Origin of the sequence: Prosthecobacter sp. (assembly GCF_044222565.1) — a bacterium.
Lineage (GTDB): Bacteria > Verrucomicrobiota > Verrucomicrobiia > Verrucomicrobiales > Verrucomicrobiaceae > Prosthecobacter.
On record NZ_JBGANA010000006.1, the window covers coordinates 239775 to 258465 of the forward strand.

The 18691-nt window shown below is 57.9% G+C and carries 23 protein-coding genes; 11 read left to right on the plus strand and 12 right to left on the minus strand.

The genetic code is table 11. The features are described 5' to 3' along the window. Positions 1–44 precede the first annotated feature (44 nt). The 3 genes from ACILSR_RS11085 to ACILSR_RS11095 all read left to right on the plus strand — a co-directional run bounded on the left by ACILSR_RS11085 (position 45) and on the right by ACILSR_RS11095 (position 3092). Complete coding sequence (locus tag ACILSR_RS11085) at positions 45–500, plus strand: nuclear transport factor 2 family protein (protein WP_395749832.1); 456 nt, start codon at positions 45–47, stop codon at positions 498–500. A 20-nt stretch (positions 501–520) separates the two neighbouring features. After that, on the plus strand, positions 521–2086 hold the full coding sequence (locus tag ACILSR_RS11090) for a fused MFS/spermidine synthase (protein ID WP_395749833.1): 1566 nt from the start codon (positions 521–523) through the stop codon (positions 2084–2086). A 565-nt stretch (positions 2087–2651) separates the two neighbouring features. Beyond that, complete coding sequence (locus ACILSR_RS11095) at positions 2652–3092, plus strand: PaaI family thioesterase (RefSeq protein ID WP_395749834.1); 441 nt, start codon at positions 2652–2654, stop codon at positions 3090–3092. A gap of 473 nt (positions 3093–3565) precedes the next feature. Here ACILSR_RS11095 and ACILSR_RS11100 read toward each other — a convergent pair whose 3' ends face one another. The 11 genes from ACILSR_RS11100 to ACILSR_RS11150 form a co-directional block, all read right to left on the minus strand. After that, a complete protein-coding gene (locus tag ACILSR_RS11100; protein WP_395749835.1) occupies positions 3566–3775 on the minus strand; it encodes a hypothetical protein in 210 nt (69 codons plus the stop codon). A gap of 121 nt (positions 3776–3896) precedes the next feature. After that, positions 3897–4421, minus strand: a complete 525-nt coding sequence (locus ACILSR_RS11105) for a GNAT family N-acetyltransferase (RefSeq protein ID WP_395749836.1) — start codon at positions 4419–4421, stop codon at positions 3897–3899. A 201-nt stretch (positions 4422–4622) separates the two neighbouring features. Continuing rightward, the gene (locus ACILSR_RS11110; RefSeq protein ID WP_395749837.1) at positions 4623–5219 is read right to left on the minus strand and encodes a hypothetical protein; all 597 of its coding nucleotides are present in this window, start codon (positions 5217–5219) and stop codon (positions 4623–4625) included. A gap of 179 nt (positions 5220–5398) precedes the next feature. Continuing rightward, positions 5399–5920 carry a cytidine deaminase gene (locus tag ACILSR_RS11115; RefSeq protein ID WP_395749838.1) on the minus strand — a complete coding sequence of 174 codons (522 nt, stop codon included), beginning with the start codon at positions 5918–5920 and terminating at the stop codon, positions 5399–5401. 58 nt (positions 5921–5978) lie between these two features. Continuing rightward, complete coding sequence (locus tag ACILSR_RS11120; RefSeq protein ID WP_395749839.1) at positions 5979–6407, minus strand: hypothetical protein; 429 nt, start codon at positions 6405–6407, stop codon at positions 5979–5981. A gap of 1238 nt (positions 6408–7645) precedes the next feature. Further along, positions 7646–8137: a hypothetical protein gene (locus ACILSR_RS11125; protein WP_395749840.1), complete on the minus strand. Its 492-nt coding sequence runs from the start codon at positions 8135–8137 to the stop codon at positions 7646–7648. Between the two features lie 121 nt (positions 8138–8258). Continuing rightward, entirely contained in the window at positions 8259–8609 is a 351-nt protein-coding gene (locus ACILSR_RS11130; protein ID WP_395749841.1) for a hypothetical protein, read from the minus strand. Positions 8610–9361: 752 nt separating this feature from the next. Beyond that, positions 9362–9733: a hypothetical protein gene (locus ACILSR_RS11135; protein ID WP_395749842.1), complete on the minus strand. Its 372-nt coding sequence runs from the start codon at positions 9731–9733 to the stop codon at positions 9362–9364. A gap of 86 nt (positions 9734–9819) precedes the next feature. Continuing rightward, the gene (locus ACILSR_RS11140; RefSeq protein WP_395749843.1) at positions 9820–10230 is read right to left on the minus strand and encodes a hypothetical protein; all 411 of its coding nucleotides are present in this window, start codon (positions 10228–10230) and stop codon (positions 9820–9822) included. 124 nt (positions 10231–10354) lie between these two features. After that, complete coding sequence (locus ACILSR_RS11145) at positions 10355–10855, minus strand: hypothetical protein (protein WP_395749844.1); 501 nt, start codon at positions 10853–10855, stop codon at positions 10355–10357. A gap of 93 nt (positions 10856–10948) precedes the next feature. Beyond that, entirely contained in the window at positions 10949–11239 is a 291-nt protein-coding gene (locus ACILSR_RS11150) for a hypothetical protein (RefSeq protein ID WP_395749845.1), read from the minus strand. A 262-nt stretch (positions 11240–11501) separates the two neighbouring features. On the opposite strand from ACILSR_RS11150, the gene ACILSR_RS11155 reads away from it, so the two are divergent. From ACILSR_RS11155 to ACILSR_RS11185, 7 genes are all read left to right on the plus strand, one after another. Continuing rightward, on the plus strand, positions 11502–12155 hold the full coding sequence (locus tag ACILSR_RS11155) for a hypothetical protein (RefSeq protein ID WP_395749846.1): 654 nt from the start codon (positions 11502–11504) through the stop codon (positions 12153–12155). A gap of 103 nt (positions 12156–12258) precedes the next feature. Beyond that, positions 12259–13209, plus strand: a complete 951-nt coding sequence (locus tag ACILSR_RS11160) for an integron integrase (RefSeq protein WP_395749847.1) — start codon at positions 12259–12261, stop codon at positions 13207–13209. Between the two features lie 82 nt (positions 13210–13291). Beyond that, entirely contained in the window at positions 13292–14269 is a 978-nt protein-coding gene (locus ACILSR_RS11165) for an alpha/beta hydrolase fold domain-containing protein (RefSeq protein WP_395749848.1), read from the plus strand. A 6-nt stretch (positions 14270–14275) separates the two neighbouring features. Then, on the plus strand, positions 14276–14884 hold the full coding sequence (locus ACILSR_RS11170) for an FMN-binding negative transcriptional regulator (protein WP_395749849.1): 609 nt from the start codon (positions 14276–14278) through the stop codon (positions 14882–14884). After that, positions 14884–15342: an OsmC family protein gene (locus ACILSR_RS11175; RefSeq protein WP_395749850.1), complete on the plus strand. Its 459-nt coding sequence runs from the start codon at positions 14884–14886 to the stop codon at positions 15340–15342. Before ACILSR_RS11170 ends, ACILSR_RS11175 begins: the two co-directional genes overlap by 1 nt. After that, positions 15339–15983, plus strand: a complete 645-nt coding sequence (locus ACILSR_RS11180; RefSeq protein ID WP_395749851.1) for a GNAT family N-acetyltransferase — start codon at positions 15339–15341, stop codon at positions 15981–15983. The genes ACILSR_RS11175 and ACILSR_RS11180 overlap by 4 nt, the downstream gene beginning before the upstream one ends. Then, the gene (locus ACILSR_RS11185) at positions 15980–17110 is read left to right on the plus strand and encodes a prenyltransferase/squalene oxidase repeat-containing protein (RefSeq protein ID WP_395749852.1); all 1131 of its coding nucleotides are present in this window, start codon (positions 15980–15982) and stop codon (positions 17108–17110) included. The genes ACILSR_RS11180 and ACILSR_RS11185 overlap by 4 nt, the downstream gene beginning before the upstream one ends. A gap of 3 nt (positions 17111–17113) precedes the next feature. On the opposite strand, the gene ACILSR_RS11190 is transcribed toward ACILSR_RS11185, so the two are convergent. Further along, the gene (locus ACILSR_RS11190) at positions 17114–17824 is read right to left on the minus strand and encodes a helix-turn-helix domain-containing protein (protein WP_395749853.1); all 711 of its coding nucleotides are present in this window, start codon (positions 17822–17824) and stop codon (positions 17114–17116) included. 149 nt (positions 17825–17973) lie between these two features. On the opposite strand from ACILSR_RS11190, the gene ACILSR_RS11195 reads away from it, so the two are divergent. After that, positions 17974–18672 (plus strand): orotidine 5'-phosphate decarboxylase / HUMPS family protein, encoded by a 699-nt coding sequence (locus ACILSR_RS11195; RefSeq protein WP_395749854.1) that lies wholly within the window; start codon positions 17974–17976, stop codon positions 18670–18672. Positions 18673–18691 lie beyond the last annotated feature (19 nt).

Genomic DNA, 18691 nt, shown 5'->3' on the forward strand with positions numbered 1-18691 from the left:
AAATCTGAATGACGAATGACGAAGCAGGCATGCGTTTGAAACCGATGAGATTCGTCCTTCAACAGCTGGCACTGGCCTTTTCACTTCTGCTGCTGCTGGCGGGCTGTGGTCCGCAGGAAGGCGCTGCGAATGCAGGCGATGCAGATGTGCGGGAGTTTCTGACGCGTTACTTTTCCACGTGGTCGGCGAAGGACATGGACGGCTATGGGGCGTGCTTTCATGAGCAGGCGCGGGTCGTGTTTGTGCACCAGGGTACGCCGCTGAGCCAGGGGCTGACGGATTTCCTCCACGGGCAGAAGCTGAGCCATGCCACCACGACGGTGCCGATGAAGGAGGTGCCGACGGACATGAAGATCCTCCGCGATGAACGCACGGCGCAGGCCAGCGTGCGGTGGAAGCTCACGAAGGGGGCCGATGTGACCCTGGGCACCGATTGTTTCACGCTCATCAAAACACCCGCGGGGTGGAAGATCATGAGCCTCGTGTTTTACAACGACTGAACGCCAACCGCGCCCGACCCATGTCCAAACCTGCACTCAAGACACCCGCCACACCCGCTGTGGAAGAAGACGGCTCCGCACGAAAAACACGCCTGTTTCTGGGACTGGTATGCTTCTTTGCCGGGGCGGCCATGATGGTGGTGGAAATCAGCGCCTTCAGGCTGCTGGCGCCGAATTTTGGCAACACGATCTACACCTCCACCGCGCTGATCGGGGTGATCCTGATCGCCTTCAGCGTGGGCGGCTATCTGGGGGGAAGGCTGGCGGACCGGCGGCCGGCGCTTGACCTGATCGGCTGGCTGCTGGCCGGTGCGGCGGTGCTGACGCTTTTCATTCCCGCGGTGCACATGATCAGCAGCGTGAAACTGAGCGAGTACGGGGTGATCAGCGGGCCGCTCATGATTTCCCTGGTGCTGTTTGCGCTGCCCGGGGTGCTGCTGGGGGCGGTCTCGCCGGCCTCGGTGCGCTTTTACAGCCTGACGCAAAAGGACACGCATGTGGGCGTGGCGGCGGGGACGATCAGCATGCTGGGCTCTCTGGGCAGCTTCCTCGGGACATTTGTGTCCGGCTTTTTCCTGCTCTCCACTTTCGGTGTGCGGGGCATTTTTGTGGGGACGGGAGCGGTGCTGCTGCTGCTGGCGGTGGCGTCCTTCATCCTGGCGCGCAATCCTTCCAAGCCGCATGTGCAGGTGCTGATCGCCGGGCTGATCGCGGGAGTCATCGGCGGAACATCTGAGAAACCGGCGCTCACCGGGGTCATCCATGAGCGGGAGTCGGTGTATCATCACATCAGTGTTTATGAGGAAGGGACCTCGCCGCACAAACAACGGCTGCTGGCGCTGGACTCCACGCAGGAAGGCGGCATGAACCCGGACACGGGAGAGCTGATCATGCCGTACCAGGAATACTGGAAGCTGGCGCTGCTGCGGGAGCCAGCGGAGGTGAAGAGCGCGCTGTTCATCGGTGCGGGGGCCTTTGGCATGCCCGAGAATGTATCGCGCGATTTTCCCAAGGCGAAGGTGGATGTGGTGGAGATCGATCCGCAGGTGATCGAAGTGGGGCGGAAGTACTTCAGGCTGGACGAGCACCCACGGGTGAATGCCCATGCGGATGATGCGCGGCGGTTTCTGCGCATGGCGGGAGACCGCAAATGGGACCTCATTTTTGGAGACGCATACAACGGCAGGCATGCCATCCCCTCACACCTGGCCACGCAGGAGTTTTTTCAGCTGGTGGCCGATCACCTGGAGCCGCATGGAGTTTACGTCATGAACATCATCGCCGCGGTGAACGGACCGCGGTCCGAACTCGCAGGCGGCATGCTGAGCACGCTGCGGAAGGTGTTTACGTCCGTGGAGGCTTTTGGCGTGGACTACCGGCCGCAGGCGACGCAGAACATCATCCTCTTCTGCTCGCGCGACAATCTGCGCCCCCTGATCGTGGACCGGTATGTGACGCCCGGGTCATGGCAGGAGCGGCTCCTGCGCACACATATCCGCGCGGGAACGGTGCCGAGGTCGGAGGTGGTTTTCACGGATGATCACAATCCGGTGGATGCGATCATTGCGCGGGGCTTGCTGGAGTAGCTGTGATTCGGCCCTGATGCCGCTGCGCAATCGTGGAGGCGGCAAATACTCTGGAGGTGGACAACGAAGTGCGGTGCATCATGCACAGCCATTGGTCCACGAAACCTCGGACTGGACCACAGGCAGGCGGCCAACGCAGCCCCCGGGGCCTCTCCACCGTCCGGACAATGTGAAAAGATTTTTGAGAGTTGGTCTGAAGCCCGTCCGGATTAACTTCACTTAGGAGCTTCAGTAAATTCAAAATCTCCGATCGATTCTGGCTTCAGATATTAGTGTTTTATAAGTGTCCGATAAGTGGTTAAAAATTCCGGTCTATCTGGCAACGAAGGAAGCACTCCCCATTCCACAATCGAGCCGCACTTGAATTCAGGTGCTCTGCAGCAAAATCGAGCCACCCGCAATCCTCCGCACCCATCTCCCATTTTTTGCGTTTTCTGCGTCTCTTTGCGGCCAATCAAAATCCCCCGTCTTTCTCTTCCTCTTTTCCCTCTTCCGGCCACCCGCCCCTTTCAGTCCCTGAAAAAAAGCGGCAAACAACCGCAAACCATCGCCCTCCCCTTCCCCCATGACCCACAGCGTCACCTCCCTCCCCTTCAACACCTTCCTCGGCCTCGAACCCGCCCCATCCTCTGATCCTGCACACCTCCTCCGCCTCCCCGCCGGCCCTCAATACCTGAACCACCTCGGCACCGTCCACGCCAGCGCCCAGCTCGCTCTCGCCGAAGCCTCGTCCGGCGAATTCCTCCTCCGCGCCTTCGGCCCCGACTCCGGCGTCATCCCCGTCGTCCGCCGCCTCGAATCCAAATTCCGCAAACCCGCCAACGGCCCCCTCATCTCCACCGTCACCACCCCGCCCGAAGTCCTCGACCAGCTCCGTGCCGACCTTGCCGCCAAAAGCCGCGCCATCGTCAGCATCACCGTGGAACTCCATGACGAATCCGGTGCTCACACCCTTTCCGCCACCGTCGAGTGGTTCATCACCACCGCAAATCCCTCAACGACCTGACCCGCTTCCAACAAGCTTCTCTCTGCCTCTCCGGACCTTCAAAAATGAAGGCACAAAATCTCCTCCACTCCCATCCCACCAACGCCGAAGACTTCTCTTCACATCTCCTTTCTGGAGTTCGGCGCTCTCCAGATCTCCCGAATCAATTCCCCTCAAAGACCAGGCCCTTTTCAGCATCCCTGATCCTTTCCGGCCTCTGACACCAGTGTTCTATGAGTGTCCGATGAGTGGTTCATAATTCCAGTCCTGCCTGCGCCGTGCTGGCGATACCAGAGCGACACGGCACACCCGGAGAATGGGAGCAGCAAGCCAGGAAACCGCCGAAGCGAACGCCTTGCCCTGAAGTAGGGCGCACCCCACGGAAACTACGCCACCATTTTGGGGCGCTCTGCTACCGACAGGTTTTTTAGGTGCTCGAGCATGAGAAACGTGAACGCCGCCTGACGCGCAGAGCAGCTTGCTGCAGTGCATGATTAGGAGGCATCATCTGTGGTGTCCCCAATGGCTTTGGTCAGCATACGGTTGGAGGCCAGCATCGGTCCAACGAGCAACAAAGGCAGAATCACCGGCCACGGAAACTTGGAGGAGGCGCATGCGAAGTGCAGAACTGCTGGCAGCCCTATCGCTGCCATCCAAAGCATGGTGTTGGTCTTCACCAGCTTGCTCTTTTGTGATGTTGTCATGGCTTGTTGGCTTTTTGTGTGGTGCGCGCTGCCGCCTAACGCTTCCGATCAGGCGACGGCGAGCGCAAGACGTTGCTGACACAACAGATAACCTTCGAGCCTCCTGCCTGCATCCGCTTTGTTAGGCGTTGTGGGTGAGTCGGAAAACATCGTCTGAGTCTTCTGTCGTTCCGTGTGGGTAAGAAGCGGAGGGAACCTGCTGAAAACCCAGGCGAAGAAGTAATGCGGATGAGCGGAGGTTGCGTCTGTCCACGGTGGCGAAGACTGACGACACGCCAAATTCGGTAAAGAGAGACGACAGCGCGACGATAGAAGCCTCGTGAGCTAAACCAAGACCCCAAAATGGAGGAGCCAGCACGAAAGCAAAGTCGGCTGTGCCCGCTGCGTGAACCGTAGCCTGAACGTAGCCAACGCACTCCTGGCTCACGTTGCGTCGTACGACCCAGTTGAGCCATCGCTGGGAACCGTCCGGCGAAGAACGAGATTCGAGGCGGCGGTAACGTTCTGCAAGGGCCGAAACGGAAACTGGCGGCTGGTCTGCGATGTAAGTGTAGATTGCCGCGTGGGAGAGCACGGGAAAAAGCTCCGATGCATGTGCGGCAGTGAGCGGTTCCAAGCTGATGCAGTCTGTAGTTTCCAGTTTCACAGAGAACGCGTAGCAAAGCCTGCCGCCCCCAGGCTCAGCGACGGCGGAGGCTGGCGCGATGGCTGCGCGGGCGAAGGCGGCAGAGCAACCAGCGTGACAGCCAGAGCCGTTCGCTGCAGCGCTTGGTTAGCCGTTATCGGTTTTAGTTTATTGATCACGATCCTCCCCGCAGACCTGCGAATAAACGCGGCTCTGGCTTGGCTAAAGTTCGTCGTATTTGTTCAGCGCAATTTTTTGCAGGGACGACGTGCCGTCCGCAGCGAAGTGCAGGGTCAGCTTGTAGTCCGCCATGAAACGCCGGTCCTTGTCTCCCGCCACATCTCCTCCCCACCATCCCCTTCCGGAAGCGCAAAGGACCAGCGTATCGGAATCGATCCACTTCTCGATCTGAAATGCTGCAATGGTCATGTGGAAACTTTGAGAATCAGCGACCTTGGCGTGCTGCCGGGTGGAAGATTCAAATACGGCAGCGCTTTCATCTTCATAGTTGCAGTCTTTGGGTAAAAGGACCCGCTTGGCCGCCTCCTTGCCTATCGAAAACACCGAAACTGCGCTGTCATGCGTGGTCCTGTTCTGTTCAATGGCGACGAGCTTGCTGTCGGCACTCCAAACCGCTCCGATATATCGGGCTTCCGGGTCAAAGGTCAGAACCGTCTTGTTCGGACCGAGTTCAATGATCTCCACATCAAATTTGCGCCATCCCTTCTCCTGGTGTGCTTGGACCGAAAAGCGTCCGTCCGGAGCGTCGCTCTTGTATGATTTTCCGCTAAAACTGACAGAGTCTTCGGCGGAAAGCATCGCGCAGGATGCAAGTAGACTCAGGAGTGATTTTGTTGTTTTCACAAAAGACTAAAAGCTAAAAGCTAACGCCTCGGATCAGGCGACGGCGAGGGGGAAGAATCGATGACACGACAGATGCCATACGAGCCCCCTGCCTGCATCCGTTTTGTTCGCCTGGGTTGTTGGTGATGGTGGGGTCATCGCAGAATGGGCGACTGTTCCGCATCGGACACAGCCCGTAACCAATCATGGGGGCGTAGCTCTGCCAAAGTCCGGCACTCCCACTCACCTGGCCGGCCCAGCACGGCTACCGCAACCTCGACATCCGGCCCCCATAGAGCCAAACGCTCTTGGCAGATGCCGCACGGTGCCAGGATGATGAAGGTCCCACCCGGTGTCTCTCGGGACACGCAAACAGACGCAACCACTCGGGCTCCAATCCGATTCGCCTCGCAGTAGGCACCCGCCTCGTGGCACAGGCTCGCGCATGAGTTCGGTGGATCAAAAGCCACGCTGGTGATAATCCGCCCAGCATCAGTCCTCACGGCCGCTGCACCTGCATAGCCTGTCGGAAAACGGTCCAATGCCTGTCGAATCGCTGCATCCACTAATGGCTGGTCGAGTGGCATTGGGTGTTGGGGTAAGGCGTTTCGGGTCAGGCGACGGCGAGCGCAAGAAGTTGCTGACGCGACAAATAGCCTTCGAGCCGTTGCCTGCATCCGTTTTGTTCGCCCTCATTTTTTGGTGGATTCGGAGTCTGGTGTCTTGAGTTCAAGTTCACCCTTCGGGAACAACCCACATAAAGATCAAGTGACCATCCTTGGCATCTAGGTAAGCTTCAAAACCCGGTCCTCCGCCTGGATTGATAACTGCCCATAGCTGCCTCTCTGGCTTTAGGTCATCGAGAGTGCCAAACACGATCAACTGCTTCATCTCACCCGCTGACAGCGAACCAGACACTCGCTGCAAGCTATAAGCCGATGTCTGCAATCTCGCAAAAACGCGACCCGGCTCATTATGAAGGTGACTCAGGAGTTTGAAGTATGGGCTCGATTCCATCTTCTTGGCGAGCGACTCCCTCCAAAGGCGTTGAAAGGATGCTACTGCCTCCTTATCATTTGCTGGTCCATCGCCCCCGAACACAACTGCACCGTGTAGCGATAGGGCCAACGCGAGGAACATTCGAATCAACGATCTTGCATTCATGGCGATGGGTTTCGTTTCTTGGGCGACTCGGATCAGGCGACGCCAAGTGGGAAGCGTCGATGACACGACAGATAGCCTTCGAGCCGCCGCCGGCATCTGCTTTTTTCGGCTCTGGTGGTGAGTGCTGCTCGGCAAGTCTTGGTCATGCGGCTGAAGTAGTGGTCGGGAAGATGACTGTTCAAAGCGAGCGGATCGCAAAGCACCATGTGTTGAAAACTGCTCCGACGATCCATAATGCAATGATGATGAAGAAGCATAGTTGAGGCTTTTTGCGACGGGCAATAATCGCTAGTCCAGTAGATGCCCAGATGAATAGAGCCGTAAGACCGATGCCCACTGTCTCAGAACAGAAATGTGGTGTTCCTTCGAGGTCGTAATAGTGGAGGCTGCCGTAGCATGAAGCAGCAAGCGCAAGACTGCTTGCTGCACCACCCAACGCGACAGCCCAGGTGCTTGCAATATCGTATCCTGACCGAGCACATAACAGAGCGCACGAAAGAATTGTGTATGCAACTGCAAGGCGCATTGGGATGGCCTAACGTCTCGGATCACGCGACGGCGAGCGCAAGACGTTTCTGACACGACAGATGCCATCCGAGCCCTTGCCCGCATCCGTTTTGTTCGCCCTTGTTCTTGGGTAATGACGGTCAAGAGTCATGGTCTGCGAGTCTGGGGACGGTCTGCCATATGTGCTGGGAGCCAATCGAAATGGTGAACGGATGGATAAGGCGAACGAGGGTCCAAAGATACGGTTGCGCCCGATGTGTCAGCATCGTCGATGCGTGGATTGTCGTAGCTCGCGCTATCCCAGCTCAAGTGATCGCTGACCGAGATAAGCTGGCCGTCTCGGTGAAGCTCTATCCAATATTCGTATTCGGAGAGTCGGTCACGGAGGATGCGGTCGAGAATAATGAAATGGAGGAGATCGCTGCAGCAACGCTCGCGAAGAGAGATGGTGCCAATTTCGGTTGTCCGTGACACCACAACACGGCCATAGATTCGCAGGTGATAAGCGTCCACTCCGTAGGCACCTAGCGTCAACACCACTGCGAACGTAAGGGCCAAACACAGTAGCTCAATTGACGAACGGCGCTTCACGAGAGACGTGTATATTTGGGCGAACGCTTCGGATCAGGCGACGGCGAGCGCAAGACGTTGCTGACACGACAGATAGCCTTCGAGCCGTTGCCTGCATCCGTTTTGTTCGCCCTTGTTTGTTCGTGGTGTGTCTTCATGGGCTATTTGTTGGATTGGACGCGCTTCTCTAACTCATCTGCAAAGCTCTGCCGGACACGCTCTGAAATGGCCTTTCGAAAGTCCGAGAGGGTATAATCCTTCGGAAACCCGGTCGAAGCATAAATGACTTTGCCGTCTGCTACCTGAAAAGAAGTAGAGTGGTCGAGTAACTTCCCCTTCGTCCAGGAAGGATGATTCCCGGCGGTGAAGAAGAATACGGTCTGAACTCCTTCCTTCTGGCTCTCGTTCCCGTGCCACGAGCCTGTAAACAGGTATCCCTCGTCAGGGGTGTGATAAAACAGGGCAGGACTGTAAACTCCCTTCCAAGTCTCTTCGATCTTGTAGCGAAAGCCATCCTTGAATCGTTCTGTCCGGCACAACACGATCAAGACACAATCATCAACATACTGAGGGAGAGTAGGCCAAGTCTCAGCTCTGGCCACTCCGGCAATGATCGCAAAGGTGAAGGCAATCAGAGTAGCGAGCTGCTTCATGGATGGCGATGGACTCGATTCTTGGGCGAACGTATAGCTCATCCACGGCGGGGATGGAAGCCCGAATTCAAACTGGAGCGTTACCCGCCGTTGGATGTAGCGACTTGTTCTCCGTTGGTTGCTATTGCGCCTCTGTGGTCGTGCCGTCTGGGGCTACAATGAAGGTAGTCTTCCGTCTATGAGCCTTATTGCCGTCGGTTATTCCGTCTAAGCAATTCCTCAGCGACTCGCCTGCTGCATCGCGGTCCAAATCGGAGAAATGTTGTTGCGCCGTCCGGGCATGGTTGAGGGCTTCAGTGAACCAGTTCTTCCGAATCGGGCTTCTGTTCCGAGCCAATTTGTCTTCGATCCGTTCGATGAGTGTAGCAAACTGCGCGATAACGGGAAACTCGGGATCGTCCTCATGGATGTCCGATTGGAGGCAGTAGATAGCTCCTTGGATGTCTTCGATTGTATTGTTGTCGTTGATCATCTCTTTTATCGGAGAACGTTTCGGATCAGGCGACGGCGAGCGTAAGACGTTGCTGACACGACAGATAGCCTTCGAGCCGTTGCCTGCATCCGTTTTGTTCGGCCTTGGTGGGTGTATGGTGGATCGGGTTCATTGGACGACTCGCAAAGCACGACGAACCCATGATGGGCGGCGTGCTGAAACTGTAAAACTGTGGAAATCACTCGCTAGTAGCACTGCCTGAAGCGGTGTGGAAAAGCACCACGGTCGATGCCGCATAACGCGACCGGGAGCAAGACACTCGCGCTCGGCTCGCTTGTGGTCGTCAATGTCGCAGAGCACATGATCTGGCGACTCGTCAGTGATCTGGGAGAAGGCTATCAAGTGACCCGCTGGCAATGTAGCCTCTTCAGAGTCGTAATAGTCATCAAGAATAGCTGTGGTGTCGTAGCCCCAAACCAGTGTGACATGAATATCTGCGGTCGTTCTGCGCCAATCTCCAACGATAAGTGCGTTGGGTGACTTCTCGGGGAGAAGATCGCAACTGTGATTCATGGCGCAGGACTCCGTTTCTTGGCCGAACGACCCCAAGCTCAGCGACGGCGGAGCGTGGCGCGGTAGCTGCGCTGGTGGAGCGAAAGCGACGGCAACGGACGTAGGATAAAGGTGGCTCGGAAAGAAGACGCCCAAGCCAGAGTCAGCAGCTACCGTGACACGCGGAGCCGTTCGCTGCAGCGCATGGTTAGGCCACGGTTGGAGTTCCTTTGTCGTTGTCATGGCCATGTGATGTCGTTCCGAATTACTTTGAATTGCGGCGGGGTATCTCCGTGGGCGGGAATGAATGAGACAACCTGTTTGTATTGGTCGTTCTCGAAAACGATGTCGCGTCGCCCGTCGCCATCGTAGTCGCGAAACTGCAGCTCGGGATCCGTCATCTGGCCGAAAAAAACCGGGCACTCGATTCGCTGCCCGCGGTAGTCAGCCCACATCTTCAGATTGGGAACTGTTGAAGTGGCGCCGTAGCTCCATTCCATTTGGAGGCCGTCCCTGGAATAGGGGTTCCGGTGAATCCAAACGCTTCGGCAGACCCAAGCGCTCGTCGCAACAACAATACTCAGACCGATGAGCTTAACCGGGCGGTTCATCTTGGCGAGTGGCCTAACGTCGAGGTGTGGCACCGGCTACCGGGAGCGTCACTCTGCAACAGGGTTGAGGGTTGTAGTCATGAGGGTCAATTCGATTCTGAGCGGGTAGCCGGTTGTCCACCACCACCTTGATCGCTTTTTGGGTTTTTGCGTCGTGATCGCTCCAGCCCTTCATTGTGACACTCACGGGTATTCTCATCACCGATCAATGCACCAGGCGCAATGCTTGACGTATCTCCCTCGAATTCGAGCAGGCAGGTGTAACCCGAAGCGATTTCTGGCAACTCGCGATTGTATGCTTCGACCCTCACCACCTTCAGATCGATTGGATTGGTGTAGAAAAGTTCTGACCACGCCTCGTCCTCGTTGATGCGCGATTCGACTTGATACTCCGCTGTGAATCGATCCCCCAAACGGATGTCATCGCCACACACGCGACCTGTGAAGCCGTTGTTGCCTAGAGTGCGGTCCGTTAAGAATGAAAGGTATCGTGGCATTTTCTTTATCTAAAGCGTCTCGGATCAGGCGACAGCGAGCAGAAAGCCTCGATGACCCGACAGATGCCATACGAGCCGTTTCCTGCATCTGTTTTGTTCGGCTTTGGTGGTGAGTAGCACCTGGTCATGTGCGTATTCTGATCTGGTAACTCGCTGCTCTACGGACGTCTATAATAGTCCAGTTGAGGCTACCCGCAGGGGTCGGAAGATGGATGAAGGAACTTGCGTCTGGAGAGTCCCCGATCTTCAGGTCAGCTGGAGCATGATCTCGAATCTGCCATCTCCAACCGCTGTCTGTGGGCAGTCCAGCCTCCCAACCTGTCGCGCCGCCCAAAGCTCGCTTCATCTCGGTCAGCATGGACGGATCAAAGCAATAAATAGTCAAATCTTCCCCGTCACCATTGAAGCGCGAAGATGCACCAACCCGAACTACCCGGGTGACTGCTTCGGGGATGCCGTCTCGCGCCAGAACAGCCTTCATTGCGCTGTCTGGCGGCAAGTCCGTGTTCCAAAAATCGGTCTTCGTACTCTCGTTAAATTCATACATCAGCCAACCAAAGAAGCAGACAGCGATGAAGAGGCCCATTCCTATCACCCAGGCGAGGACTCGGAGTAGCTTCTTCATGGATTAGGCGAACGACCCAAGCTCAGCGACCCGGCCCACGGGACGCAACGATTGCAACCGCGACGCCCCCGCCGGGTTCGCTGCAGCGCATGGTTAGACCTCAACAACATGAATCTCTCCTGCATACTGGCCGGTGAGGGCCTCTGCAAACTCGACCGCATCGGCGACGGTCTCGTCTGGATGACTGGATGTCAGCAGCGAATACGGCTCGCGTGTGCCATCGCCCACAACAAGCTCGTCAATGATGTCCTCAATCCTCGCGCAGTCATGGCCAACGACACCAACAAACGCCACTCCATCGCGCATGAACTCCGTGACGAGAGTATCAACACGGGGCTGATAACCTCGCGGACAATGCAGCACGATTTTCTTAGCGTGTGACATGAGGTCTAACGACTCAGCTCACCGACACGGCGGCGCAGACACCACTCCAGAGGAGAGGGCTGCAAAGCTGCAACAGGCAACCGAGGAGGTTCACGAAGCCGTGTTCGGTGCAGCGGCTTGTTCTCCCCCGACTCCATGTGACGCGGCTACTGCGGAATCCTCTGCACAACACGGTACACCCAGTGACCCTTCCGTCACGGTCTCTGATAAAAAGTCATCGTTACGTGAACCTTATGAAGTTGTGAATGAATCACTCCTTCGTATGGCACTCCTTCAACCAAAGTTTCGGGAGATTGTGGCCGAAAAACTCCCTGGTCAGCTTCGAGCTTTGGATCATCTACGTGACCGGTGGCAAGCGGCAGGTTTTCCTTATCCCGAAATTCCAGAGGACGTTGAGCCTCTTGTAGGGCTTTTTCGATTTTTGAATCAGATAGAAGCAGATCCAAAGCTTCAAAGTCCAGTTCAGTCGGAAGGTCTTCAGGGTTCATCGTCTATTGCGGGCGGCACGCCCAAGGTTTTGAACTTCATGGAGTTTCTGCTTCTGGCGGACGCAGCTGAAAATGGAGATGCTTTGCGCCGTTATGCCAACGCCCTGCAAACAGCGGGATGGGATCAGACCTTCCCTCGATTCTCAGATTTGCTGTCGGATATGAACTGCTCTCTATCCCTTCAAGCTTTTCAGGGTACCACAGAACCTCTGGCCAGTCAGGTTGCATCACTACATGCCCGATGGCATCAGGTTGGTTGTCCGCCGACAGCGTGGCCTTCAGACGAGGAATCGGTATGTGAGGAAGGTCTTCAGGGTTCATCGGTGATTGCGGACAGTGTGGTTGGGGAGAACTACTTGATGAGAAACAATTCTGTCGAGTACGTCAACAACGTTATGGGGCACAGATTTGTCGTGTACCAACGGTGAGGCGAGTTCATGGGAGTTGCTTTTGGCGCAAAAGAGCGTCATAGGCAACACCTTTGTTAAATATGACGCGCATGCGCGTCATATTCTAGATGAAAGTACGAACATGAAACTCGAAGAGCAGCTCAAGAACACCCTCCGCCTGAAACACTTCTCACTCCGCACGGAGGAGAGCTATGTGGGCTGGTACCGGCGCTTTGTGCTCTGGCATGGGAAACGCCACCCGGCAGAGATGGGAGCGGCTGAGGTGGAGGCCTTCCTCACCCATCTTGCGGTCAATCGCGGCCTGGCAGCCGTGTCCCAAAACCAGGCGCTCAATGCCCTGGTGTTTCTCTACAAGCAGGTGCTTGGCATCGAGCTGGAAGGCATCAATGCCAGGCGGGCCAAGCACACGAAACGCATGCCCGTGGTGCTGACCCAGGAGGAAGCAGGAGAACTGCTCAAGGGAGTAAGGGGTGACGCGGGACTGGTGTGCAAGCTGCTTTACGGCTGCGGATTGCGCGTGGCGGAGGCGCTGGCACTGCGCGTCAAAGACGTGGACCTCCGGGGTGGCATGCTCACCGTGCGCTCTGGCAAGGGAGATAAAGACCGCGTGGTCACGCTGCCCAAGACCCTGCAGCAGCCGCTCAGCGAGCACCGGGCGCGTATCGAGCAAATCCACCGGCAGGACCGTGCGGAGGGGTTGCAAGGCGTGGCGCTGCCGCATGCCTTCGAGGTGAAACATCCTGCAGCGGCGGAATCCTGGGAATGGTTCTGGATGTTTCCAGCCCCCAGTCCGTCGCTCGATCCACGCAGCGGCATCCATCGGCGGCACCATCTGCATGACATCAACATTTCCCGCGAGCTCGCACGGGCTTCCAAGATGGCAGCCATCATGAAGCGTGTCACCGCTCACAGCCTGCGCCACTCCTTTGCCACCCATCTGATCCTGCGCGGCGTGGACATCCGCTCCATTCAAACTCTCCTCGGCCACGTGGATGTGCGCACGACTGAAATCTACACCCAACTGGCCAAAGCGATGCGCGGAGAAATCACCAGTCCGCTCGATGACCTGTGAGGCACTCCAGGTTTCTAAAATGAAAGCAGCCGCTAAAATGGCGGCTAGTCTGACACCACGCTTACCACGTTTCCGTCCCACCATGAAACACCTCCTCCTTCTTCACCTTCTCGCGGCCATCCCGGTCCTCGCACAAGACCTCTCCGCCCAAAGACAGAACGTCCTCAACACCGCCGAAAAAAACCAGGTCGAACTCCACCTCGACCAGCCCTACGCCGGCAACGACAACCCCAAGCAGAAGGTCGATCTCTACCTCCCCAAGAAACGCAATACCGACAAGCCCCTCCCCGTCGTCGCCCTCATCCATGGCGGTGGCTGGGTCAATGGCGACCGCCTTGGCTACGCCGCCGCCGCCATCCAGTTCGCCCGCACCGGCGACTACGCTTCCGTCGCCGTCGGCTACCGCCTCACCAAAGAAGCCCACTGGCCCTCCCAGATCTACGACTGCAAAGCCGCCATCCGCTGGATCCGCGCACACGCCAAAGAATACAATCTCGACCCCGACAAGATCGCCGTCATGGGCAGTTCCGCCGGCGGCCACCTCTCCTCCCTCATCGGCACCAGTGGCGATGTCAAAGAACTCGAAGGCGACCTCGGCCCCAGCACCACCTTTAGCAGCCGCGTTCAATGCGTCGTCAACCTCTGCGGCCCCCAGGACTTCACCCAGGCCCTCATGTTCGACAAAGACGACAAGCCCATCGCCAAAGACGACGCTGTATCCGGTCTCCTTGGCGGCACCTATGAAGAAAAGCACATGGAGGCCCTCGCCGCCTCCCCCGTGACCTACGTCACCAGTGACGATCCCCCCTTCATCACCTTCCACGGCACCGAGGACAAACGCGTCTCCTACCTCCACGCCGAAGCCATCCACGCCGCCCTCAAACAAGCCGGCGTCCCATCCCTCCTCGTCCCCATCACCGACGGTGGCCATAGTTCCGTCAGCCATCCCGAAGTCATCGCCCGCGCCAAAATCTTCGTTGGCAATACCCTCCTCGGCCAGGACACCCCCATCGACGTCACCCCCATCCCCGCACTTCCAGAAAAGGAAAAGAAGAAGTAGCAGTCAATGTACACCCCCTCCCATTTCAAAATCGACGACCGCGACACCCTGCATGCTTTCATGGAGCGCCACAGCTTCGCCACCCTCGTCACTCATGACGGCCAGATTCCGCATGCCACGCACCTGCCTTTTTTGCTGAATCCGACACAAAACTCGCACGGAAGTCTGCTCACCCACATGGCCCGCGCCAACCCCCAGTGGCAGCATTTGGACAAAGAAGTCCTCGTCATCTTCACCGGCCCCCACGCCTACATCTCCCCCACCTGGTACACCACCCAGCCCGCCGTCCCCACCTGGAACTACACCGCCGTGCACGCCTACGGCACCCCACGCATCATCACGCAGCATGACCGCTTCGCCCAGATGCTCCACGACCTCGTCGAGCTCCACGAATCCGGCCGCCCCACCCCCTGGCACGGCGAACTTCCCCCTGAATTCCGCGACGCCCTCATGAAAGGCATCGTCGGCATCGAAATCGAGATCACCCGCCTCGAAGGCAAGTTCAAGCTCAGCCAAAATCGTCCACAAGATGCAGCTTCAGTCATCTCCATGCTACAAAACAGCACCAATCAGACCGATCGTGACACTGCCCGAATGATGCAGGAAACACTCTGATGTCCCACCACACCGCCACCATCCGCTGGAAAAACCAGGGCCCCGACTTCCTCGCCCGCCGCTACTCCCGAGAGCACACCCTTCACTTCGACGGCGGCGCCACTCTGCCCGGCTCCCCTACCCCGCAAATCGTCCCCTCCCCGTGGTCCAACCCGGCAGGCGTCGACCCCGAGGAACTCTTCGTCGCCTCCGTTTCCAGCTGCCACATGCTCTGGTTCCTCCACGTCGCGTGCGATGCAGGATTCTGCGCCGAGTGCTACGAAGATGAAGCAGAGGGCATTATGACGAAAAACGAACGCGGCGTGCTCTGGATCAGCCAGATCACCCTGCGCCCCTGCATCACCTGGAGCGGCACCAAACAGCCAGATGCCTCCGAAGTGTCTCACTTGCATCATCTTGCGCACGAACAATGCTTCATCGCAAACTCCATTAAGACAGAAGTGATCGTTCCATCATGAATCCCCAACGCTTCGAAGGCCAGTTCATCACCCTGACAACACTCGACGTCGCAGCAGATGTCGCTGAGCTCTTCGCCATCTCGCATGGAGATGAAAAGACCTGCAACCTGTGGCGCTACATGCCGCGCGGCCCTTTCGCCAATGCTGAAGAGTATGCCGCTTTCCTCCACGAGTGGCAGGCCACCCCAAACGTCGTCGTCTTCATCGTACGTGATGCCGCCTCGGCACGAATCCTCGGTACCATTTCCCTCATGAGCATCCGTGCCGACCATCGTGTGGCCGAGCTGGGCTGGATCTGGTACGCCCCCGCCGCCCAGCGCACCAAGGCGAATACCGAAGCCTGCTACCTCCTGCTGCGCCATTGCTTCGAAACCCTGCACTATCGGCGCATGGAGTGGAAATGCGATGCACGCAATGCCCCCAGCCGCGCCGCCGCCCTCCGCCTCGGCTTCACCTTTGAAGGCATCTTTCGCCAGCACATGATCATCAAGGGAGAGAACCGCGACACCGCCTGGTTTGCCATGCTCGACAACGAATGGCCGCAGATTGCCTCCTCTTTCCGCCATTGGTTGTATGAAGACGGCTCAATTCCCCTCGGGCGATTAATTGCGGAAAGTCGCAGCGTACAGTCAGGCGCATGAAGCCCGCCTATCTCCTCCTGCTGGTCACCTCCTCGGCATTTGCTGCCGATGCCCCCAAGCCCAAGGCCGAGTTCCAATACCAGACCGAAGGCATCCAGATCAGCCGGGCCACGGCAGACGAGCCCAAAGTGAAAGCCTTTGGTCCTGAGACCATTAAAGCCGCCGCCAAATACCTCGATGACGGCGCCATCTGCTGGGTGCGCGAAAAGACCTGCGTCAACTGCCACACCACCGGTCCCTACCTGAGCGAGCGCCCGGCTTTGGCCAAACAGCTCGGCATGCCGCTGGAGGAAGTGCTGGCAGACTTCGTGAAAACTGTGCCAGCAGAGGTCAAGCCCCAGAAGGAAACTGAAAAGGATGGCATCAAGTACTTCGGCGGCTCCTGGACGAGCATCTGGCGCTCCATGGGCCTCGCCGAATGGGACAAGCACATTACCGGCAGCCTCTCCCCGCACACGGAACGCTCATTGCAGGAGATGTTCGCCCGCCAGTCTGCCAACGGCTCTTTCGTCAGCTTTGGAGAGGTCGAAATTCCCCACATCACCACCGACTTTGAGCTTACCCTGCAGGCCGCTCGCGCCATGACCGCCGCACCCGGCTGGCTGGCCGGTCTCAAAGACCCAGAACTTCTTGCCAAGGTCGAGAAAATGAAGTCCTGGCTCCGCACAGCCGAACCCAAAAATGACTTCGACCGCATTCTGCGCCTGCAACTCGCGTTCTACCTGCCCGATGTCGTTCCACAGCCCCTGCGCGATGAGGCACTGGCACTTCTATCCTCCAAGCAACACGCCGACGGCGGCTGGTCCTTGCGTGATATGTCAGCCCTGAATGACTGGCACTTCAAAATTAGCGACACCGTGGTGAAGCTCGTCACCAGCCTGCCAGATGCCGCCAAGCCCGAAAGCGACGCCTACATGACAGCCTTCGCCATCGTGCTCATGCGCCAAAACAACATCCCAGCCAGTGATGAACGCATTCAACGCGCCCTCAAGTGGCTCAAGCAGGAACAGCGCGTCTCCGGCCGCTGGTGGATGCAGTCTCTCTATCGTGGGAACTACAGCTACATCACCTACATCGCCACGGCCCAGGCCATGAAGGCGCTGGCCCTTTGCGACGAGCTGCGCTGAGATTCATCGTCTTGCCCTTCGATACGCTGCGGGCGACTCGCCCATGCGTTTGCGGAAGTGCTGGGTGAAGCTGCTGGCGTCCACAAACCCGCACTGCTGCGCCACTTCGCTCGCCGTGAGAGTCGTTCGCTCCAGCAGGCGCACTGCGGCCAGTACGCGTGTCTTGATTAGAAACTCCTGTGGCGTGATGCCGAAGGCGCTCTGAAACCGCCGCTGCAGCTGGCGTAACGACTGGCCGCAGGATTTGGCCACATCTTCTATCAAGAGGGGTTTCGAGTAGTCATGCCGGATGATTTCCACCGCCTGCGCCACGGTTTGAAACACCGGCAGCCTGCGCTCTGCTTCGTCAGGACGCCTCAAGGTGCCCATCACGCCCTGTACGCGTCGTTTGGTGTCAAACAGCGGCAGCTTCGTCACCAGGAACCAGTCCGGAATGCCCTGGGAGTCCCACCACAACTCCACGCGCTCAATCAAGTTTGCCTTGCCGGCGAGGATGCGTTTGTCGTCATCCACATAGGCCTGCGCCATGGTGTCCGGGTTGAGGTCGAAGTCCGTGCGCCCAATGATTTCCGAATCATCCGGCATCTGGTAGCGCTGCATCAGCCCTTCGCTGGCAAACATAAGATGCCCCGCCTTGTTCTTGGCAAAAAAGTAAACCCCGGGGATGTGGTCAAACAGACGCTGAAACAGCAGCGTCGGCTCCAGTGCAGCCATCCAAGCCGCGCGCTGCTTCCTCCAGCGCGCAATTTCCGCCGCAGGGCGCCTTGGGCGCTCGCGGGGTTTCAGGGGTGTCGCATTTCGCATCATCTTTGTCGTGACGACGATGCATGGTTCTGCGTTAATCTGCAACTCACCAACCGCCCATGAAACCCATCGTCCAAATTTCCCTCGACCTCACGAACATCGACGAAGCGCTCGAAACCGCCGCCCTGGCCATGCGTGCCGGCGTGGACTGGCTGGAGGCCGGAACGCCGTTGATCCTGGCCGAAGGTCTGCACGGTGTCCGCGCCCTGCGCAAGGCCTTCCCGAACACCCCCATCGTGGCCGATCTCAAAACCATGGACGGCGGCTACCTGGAGGCCGAGATGATGGCCAAGGCCGGAGCCACCCACGTGGTGGTCATGGCCCGAGCTCATGCCGAAACCGTGAAATGCGTGGTCAACGCAGGCAAGGACTTCGGCTGCAAGGTCATGGGAGACAACATGATCTCCGAGAACATGGTCGATGGCGCCAAGTGGCTGGAGGATCTGGGCTGCGATTACGTGATCCACCACATCGGCTACGACGAGCGCCGCGGCATCGCCGCCGCTGGCAAGCGCATGCCAAGCCCGCTGGATCAGCTGCGTGAGGTCGTGAACGCCGTCAAAGTGCCCGTGCAAGCCGTGGGCGGACTCAGCCTGGAACAGGCCATTCAGTGCCCGAAATATGGCGCTCCGCTGGTGGTGCTGGGCGCTCCGCTGACGATTGATGCTGATGCTTTCAAAACTGCGGACGGCAATCTCGAAGCTTCGCTGCGCATGATTTGCGAGGCCGTGCACGCTCAGGACGTTCCTGCTTTTTAATTCCACTCCTTTCCACACC